At 62.9% G+C, this 6,812-nt stretch carries 6 protein-coding genes and 1 pseudogene; 6 read left to right on the plus strand and 1 reads right to left on the minus strand.

What is annotated here, in order from left to right; translation table 11 throughout:
• Positions 1-82: 82 nt before the first annotated feature.
• Complete coding sequence (locus tag CFR72_RS10805) at positions 83-295, minus strand: hypothetical protein (RefSeq protein ID WP_110913951.1); 213 nt, start codon at positions 293-295, stop codon at positions 83-85.
• A 221-nt stretch (positions 296-516) separates the two neighbouring features.
• Here CFR72_RS10805 and pstC point away from each other — a divergent pair, with 221 nt between their 5' ends.
• The 6 genes and pseudogenes from pstC to CFR72_RS10835 form a co-directional block, all read left to right on the plus strand.
• A complete protein-coding gene (gene pstC / locus CFR72_RS10810; protein WP_110913952.1) occupies positions 517-1,491 on the plus strand; it encodes a phosphate ABC transporter permease subunit PstC in 975 nt (324 codons plus the stop codon).
• A gap of 15 nt (positions 1,492-1,506) precedes the next feature.
• Positions 1,507-2,415: a phosphate ABC transporter permease PstA gene (pstA, locus tag CFR72_RS10815; RefSeq protein ID WP_110913953.1), complete on the plus strand. Its 909-nt coding sequence runs from the start codon at positions 1,507-1,509 to the stop codon at positions 2,413-2,415.
• Positions 2,415-3,218 carry a phosphate ABC transporter ATP-binding protein PstB gene (gene pstB / locus CFR72_RS10820; protein ID WP_110913954.1) on the plus strand — a complete coding sequence of 268 codons (804 nt, stop codon included), beginning with the start codon at positions 2,415-2,417 and terminating at the stop codon, positions 3,216-3,218. Before pstA ends, pstB begins: the two co-directional genes overlap by 1 nt.
• A 19-nt stretch (positions 3,219-3,237) precedes the next feature.
• Complete coding sequence (gene phoU, locus CFR72_RS10825; RefSeq protein WP_110913955.1) at positions 3,238-3,942, plus strand: phosphate signaling complex protein PhoU; 705 nt, start codon at positions 3,238-3,240, stop codon at positions 3,940-3,942.
• A 245-nt stretch (positions 3,943-4,187) separates the two neighbouring features.
• Positions 4,188-5,198, plus strand: coding sequence for a phosphate ABC transporter substrate-binding protein PstS (gene pstS / locus CFR72_RS10830; protein WP_110913956.1), 1,011 nt, complete (start codon positions 4,188-4,190; stop codon positions 5,196-5,198).
• Between the two features lie 193 nt (positions 5,199-5,391).
• A pseudogene (locus CFR72_RS10835) lies at positions 5,392-6,714 on the plus strand (OprO/OprP family phosphate-selective porin); the annotation flags it as partial.
• Positions 6,715-6,812 lie beyond the last annotated feature (98 nt).

Raw genomic sequence — 6,812 nt, forward strand, 5'->3', positions numbered from 1 at the left:
CTTTTTTCCAAAAAGCTTCGAAAGACGCCGCCTTTTTGAAAAAAGCCGGCACCCAAAAACTTTTAATGATTTTACGTTCTTTTCAGGCGTGCAGCCCATATGTCTGCGCGGTGGTGGCCATGCGCATCAGGGTGCGGGCATCGGCGCGCGCGTCCTCCATGGTGGCATAGCGGCGGCCGTTCATCTGTGTGGTGCGTTCATGCAGGGCGCGGAAACTGCACGGCCCGTCACGGTAGTCGCGCAGGACGACGCCAAGGGTGATGCCGTTGATTTCAACGATGCTGGATTCGAACATGTCCTGCCTGCTGTGCTGATGACTGGTGCACCTCGGTGCATCCGCGCCCGCTATGCCGGAGGGCATGCGTGGGGGCAAGGCGAAATAAATGAACTTTACATGACAGTAGAGGCGCATGGGTGTGTCATAAAAACTTAACACAGATGCGGCAGGATTATTATTGATCCGCGCTATTGCCATTGTCTAACCCTGAGGCTGCGTTTTGCATATCAGGAAAAGACATGGCCCAATACATGGCCCCCACCACCATTGATGAGTCCACCAGGGCGGCCGTGGCGTCGGACCGGCGTGGGGACATCGTGTTTGCGATGGTCGCGCGCATGGCGGGATGGCTGATCCTGCTGGTCATGGCCGGGATCATCATCGTCCTTGTCGCTGGTGGCTGGCGCGCACTCGCCAGCTTTGGTCCGCAGTTCCTGACCAGCACCGCATGGGACCCCGTGACGCAGCATTTCGGGGCGGCGACGTCCATCTTCGGCACGCTGGTCACGACGCTGGTCGCCCTTTTCTTTGCCGTGCCGTTCGCGTTTGGCGTGGCGTTCTGGCTGGTGGAAATGGCGCCGCCCGCGCTGGCGCGGGTGATCGAAACCGCAGTACAGTTGCTGGCGGCCGTGCCGTCGATCATCTTCGGCATGTGGGGTTTCTTCATCGTCGTGCCGTTCATGGCCCACCATGTCGAACCCGCGACCAAGCACCTGCTGGGCCATGTGCCGGGCATCCGCCTGCTGTTCAGCGGCGCGCCCTATGGCACAGGGCTTCTGACGGGGGGCGTGGTGCTGGCGCTGATGGTCACGCCCTTCATCTGTTCGGTGATGACGGACGTGTTCACCTCCATCCCCGCCGTGCTGAAGGAAAGCGCCTTCGGCCTTGGCGCGACCCGGTGGGAGGTGATGCGCAAGGTCGTCGTGCCATGGTCGCGCCAGGCGGTGATGGGCGGGATCATGCTGGGTACCGGCCGCGCACTGGGCGAGACGATGGCCGTCACCTTCGTCATCGGCAACGCCAACCACATGGGATGGTCGCTGTTCGCGCCGGGCAACACGATTGCCTCGCTGATCGCGCTGGAATTCCCCGAAAGCCCCGCCGGGAGCCTGAAGCTGTCGGCGCTGCTGGCGCTGGGTGCGATCCTGATGGTCATCTCGTTCATCACGCTGGCCTGCTCGCGCATTTTCCTGCGCCGTGACGCCGCGGAATAAGGAAAGGGCGCAACCATGGTGACCCCGAACCCGGCCCCCACGCAGGCCAGCATGCCCGCCGGCAGCGGGTGGCAGAGTGGCGGCGCGCAGGCGATACGCCGCCGCATCACCGACCGCGCGGTGGGCGTTGCGTGCATCATTGCGACCGTCGTGGTCGTATACCTGCTGTTTTCCATCCTGTGGACGCTGATCGTGCGCGGTGGGGCAGGGCTGTCATGGCCGACCTTCACCCACAGCACGGCCGCCCCCGGCACCGGCGGCGGCCTGGCCAACGCCATCGTCGGCAGCCTGGAACAGACGGGGCTTGCCGCGCTGATCGGGACCCCGCTTGGCATGATGGCGGGTGTGTACCTGTCGGAGTTTTCGCGTGACGGGCGCATCGTCTCGCTCGTGCGGTTTGTGTCCGACATGATGCTCTCGGTGCCCTCCATCCTTGTCGGGCTGTTCGTCTATCTGATCTTTGTCGAACCGGCGGGGCATTTTTCGGGATGGGCGGGCATGTTCGCCCTGACGATCCTGTTCATCCCCGTCGTGGTCCGCACGACGGAGGACATGCTGCGCCTTGTCCCGCGTGCGATGCGCGAGGCGGCCTATGCGCTGGGCGCGCCGAAATGGCGCGTGATCCTGAGCATCTGCCTGCGTGCCGCCCGCGGCGGCATCATGACCGGCGTCCTGCTGGCGCTGGCGCGTATTTCGGGCGAGACCGCGCCCTTGCTGTTCACCTCGCTTGGCAACCTCAACTGGTCCACCAGCCTCAATGCCCCGATGGCCAGCCTTCCCGTCACGATCTACCAGTATGCGGGATCGGCCTATGACGACTGGGTGCAGATGGCGTGGACCGGCGCGCTGCTGATTACCGCCGCCGTCCTTGCGACCAGCATCCTTGCCCGCTGGTGGCTCCTGCGTAATGGATCCGTAAAATAATGAATACGATCGTCATGGATGATGTGGCCCCCGCGCCCACGGATGTCGCGACCCCTGCGCTGTCCATACGCAACCTTGATTTCTGGTATGGGACGAACCATGCGCTGAAGAACATCTCCCTCGATTTTCCCGAACGCCAGGTGACCGGCATGATCGGGCCGTCAGGGTGCGGAAAATCCACGCTGCTGCGTATCCTCAACCGGATGTATGACCTCTATCCGGGGCAGCGCGCGACGGGGGAGGTGATCTTTGACGGGTGCAACATCATCGCGCCGGGCGTGGATGTGAACGTTTTGCGTTCGCGCATCGGCATGGTGTTCCAGAAACCCACCCCGTTCCCGATGTCCATATATGACAACATCGCCTTTGGCGTGCGCCTGCATGAACGCCTGTCGCGTGCGGAGATGGACCAGAGGGTGGAGGACGTGCTGCGCCGCGTCGCCCTGTGGCCAGAGGTGCGCGACCGCCTTGGCGCGTCCGCCGCCGCCCTGTCGGGCGGGCAGCAGCAGCGCCTGTGCATCGCGCGCACCATCGCCACCCGTCCGGAGGTCATCCTGCTTGATGAACCGACCAGCGCGCTTGATCCCATCTCCACCGCGCGGATCGAGGAACTGCTTGATGAACTCAAGCGCGATTTCTCCATCGCCATCGTGACGCACAACCTGCAGCAGGCGGCGCGGTGCGCCGACCGGGTGGCGTTTTTCTATATGGGGGAACTTGTGGAGGTCGATACGGCGGACCAGATGTTCACCGCCCCGCACAAGAAGCAGACGCAGGATTACATCACGGGCCGCTTTGGCTGAGACAGGAAATATCGAGACCATGCCGAACGAATCAGCACATACGGTCCATAGTTACGAGCAGGAGCTTGAACACCTGCGCTCCCTCATCAGCCAGATGGGCGGACTGGTGGAACGCCAGACGTCGCAGGCCATCGCCGCCGTGGTGGACCATGACGAGGACGCCGCCATCGAGGCCCCGGAACTCGACCCCCGTGTCGATGACCTCGAACGCCAGACCGAGGCACTGGTGATCCGCCTGCTGGCGCTGCGTGCGCCGATGGCAGGCGACCTGCGTGAGGTTGTCTCCGCGCTCAAGATCTCGGGCGACCTTGAACGGATCGGCGACTGCGCGGCCTCGATCGCGCGCCGGGCGCTGCGTGGGGAACTGCTGTCCTATCCCGTGTCCGTCACCGGGTTGCGCAGCATGGGACGTCTGGTGCAGGAAAACCTGCGCCGCACCATCGACGCGATGGACCGGCGCGATCCCGACCTTGCGCGGGAGGTGTGGCAATCGGACATGGCGGTGGATGAACTCTATGTCTCCATGTTCCGCGAACTGGTGACGTACATGATGGAGGACCCGCGCAATATCGGGCCGTGTACGCACCTGCTGTTCATCGCCAAGAACCTGGAGCGCATCGGCGATCATGCCACCAACATCTGCGAACGCGTCTATTACGCCGCGACGGGGCGTATCCTGCCGGTCGTGCGGCCGCGTGGCGGCATCGCGGATCAGGATATTTAATTTAAAAGTTTTTGGTGAAGCTTTTTTTCAAAAAGCTTCGAAAGACGTCACCTTTTTGAAAAAAGGCGACATCCAAAAACTTCTATTTTTCCGGGCGGTTTCTGCATGGGGGTGGGGTTTCATAAAACTGTCATGAAACTGTCACGGATATATAATCCCGCCCCCTGAATCCGCCGTTATATTTGCCCGCGTCCGCTGGATATTCACCTGCATATCCGGTCGTTGTATTGGGGAACAAAAGTATTATGTACTTTCCTGTCCGATTTCTGGCGCTCGCCCTTGCGGCAAGTGCTGCTCCGGTCCTTGCGCATGCCGCCGACATCACGGGGGCGGGTTCCAGCTTTGCCGCGCCGATTTACGGTGCGTGGGGCGCGTACAGCCGCAGTTCGATCGGGGTCAGCCTGAATTACCAGACCGTCGGCTCCAGCGCGGGCCAGAACCAGATCCTGGCGAAGACCGTGGATTTCGGGGCCTCCGACGTGCCGATGGACGCGCAGAAGCTGGACGCCGCCCACCTGTTCCAGTTCCCGACCGTGATGGGCGGCATCGTGCCCGTCGTCAACGTGCCGGGCGTGCCCGCAGGGGCGCTGCAGCTTGATGGCCCGACGCTGGCCGCCATCTATCGCGGTGATATCGAGCAGTGGAACGATCCGAAGATCGCGGCCCTGAACCCCGGCCTGAAGCTGCCCGATACGGCCATCGCCACCGTGCATCGCGCGGACGGGTCGGGCACGACCGCCGTGTTCACGTCCTACCTTGCGCGCGTGTCGCCCGAATGGAAGGCCGCGCAGGGCTCTGGCGCGTCCATTTCCTGGCCCGGCGGGATTGGCGCGCGTGGCAATGATGGCGTGGCGGCATCGGTGCGCAATACCGAAGGCGCGATCGGTTACGTGGAATATGCCTTTGCCGCCAACACCCACATGGCGACGGTCAAGCTGAAGAACCACAGCGGCGCGTTTGTTGCCGCGGGCCTCGACAGCTTCAGCCGCGCCGCCGAAGCCGCCGACTGGAAGGGCGCATCGCATTTCGCGGTGGACCTGATCGACACCAACGGCGCGGGCGCGTGGCCCATCGTGTCGCCGACCTATGTCCTTGTCTATGTGCCGGTGGCGCAGGCGGAACATGGCGCGGCCGTGCGCAAGTTCTTTGGCCATGCCCTGCAGGATGGTGACAGGGCGGCGAACCGTCTGGATTACGTGCCGGTGCCCGCCAATGTGAAGGCGGATATCCTGCAGAAGTGGGACAGCGCAAAATAATAAAAGTTTCCGGCGGAGCTTCTGATCGAAAAAGCGTCACCCGGAAACCGCGAAGATCACCGTGGACCTGCCCCGAAAAGGGCAGGTTTTCGCGCATCTGCGACTGTCATAAAAGCTTCATGAAACTGTCTTGGAAACATAACACACAGTAAAGCGCGGACGGACTACACCACAATCATCTTTTATTTACGGAATGAATAAGATGATTCGCCGGCCTGCCGTTTCGTTCTTTCTGGCTTCTTCCGCATTGTGGGGCGTCATGCCCGTCGGGCAGGCCCGCGCGACATCCGCGCAGGATGCACAGATCCAGCAGCTTCAGCGTGAGATGCTGGAAATGCGGCGCGAGATGTCCGGGCAGATCAGTGCCCTGCGCCAGCGCCTTGTCCGGGAGGAGGGGCGTTCGGCCGCCACCACGCAGCAGCGCACGCCGCCGGTGCGCCATGCCATGGCCCGGCCGTCTGGCGCGCCGATGTCGCCCGCCATGGCCAATGACATCGCGATCGGGGGCGACACCAGCCTGGGGATGAACGGTTCCGTCAGCGGCATGCTGCGCTCGTCCGACGTGGGCACGCCGCCGTCCGACCGCGGGATCGATTCATCGTGGAAATCGTTCCGCGCCGCGACGGAAAAGGAGGAGGCCGTCCATTTCGGTGGCATGATGATCGGCTTCCCCGGCGGCCGTCCCACCATCTCGTCCGAGGACGGGGCCTATGCCCTGCAGATCGGCCTTGCGTTCCACGAGGACGTCGGCGGGTTCATGGGCATGTCCCCGCGCGCGGGCGAAAGCAAGGGCCTGTTCCCGGGCCTTACGGAAAATGCGCGCCGCCTGCGTATTCCCATCTCCTTCCGCTACAAGAACTGGATTGCGAACATCACGCCCGATTTCGGCGCGGGCAGCGCGGACGGTTCGGTGACGCTGTATGAGGCGAACCTGAATTACGCGGGCATCCACAACACGGTCCTGACCGCCGGTTACTTCCAGCCCCGCGTGACGGAGGAAGATTCCGAAAGCTCCAACGAATTCGAGATGATGGAACGTCCCGCCATCACCGACATCGTGCGCAACATCGCCGCGGGCGACGCGCGATTCAGCCTTGGCGGCCTGCATTATGCCAAGCGCTGGTGGATCGCGGGTTACGTGACGGGCCAGACCTATGGCAACCGCTCCTCCGCCGTGGTCAGCGACAGCCAGACGGGGGCGACGTTCCGTGTCGCGGGCCGTCCCTATGTCTCGCGCGATGTGGACGTGCATGTCGGCATGTCCGCCATCAGCGCGTTCAAGGTGAACGAGACCGCCAATGGCCGCGTCTATTCCCCGAGCGAGGCGCCCGAGGTCAACCTGACGACGACGAAACTGCTGAGTGCTACGGTCGGCAATGCGGGCACCGTCTGGTCCGCCGGTCCCGAACTGGGCTTCCGCTGGAAGCGCCTGGTGCTGAAGGGCGAATATTACCATATCGGCGTGCAGCGCAAGGGCACCGAGGCCACGGGCAACATGCCCGCCGCCAATTTCGAGGTTCTTCCGCATTTTTCGTGATGGGTATCTTGTACTGTGGTTCTGGAACTGGAAAATCCTGAAAGTCGCCCACTTTCATGGATATTCCCCAGTGTCAC

It is taken from the genome of Gluconacetobacter entanii (assembly GCF_003206495.1).
Taxonomy (GTDB): domain Bacteria; phylum Pseudomonadota; class Alphaproteobacteria; order Acetobacterales; family Acetobacteraceae; genus Novacetimonas; species Novacetimonas entanii.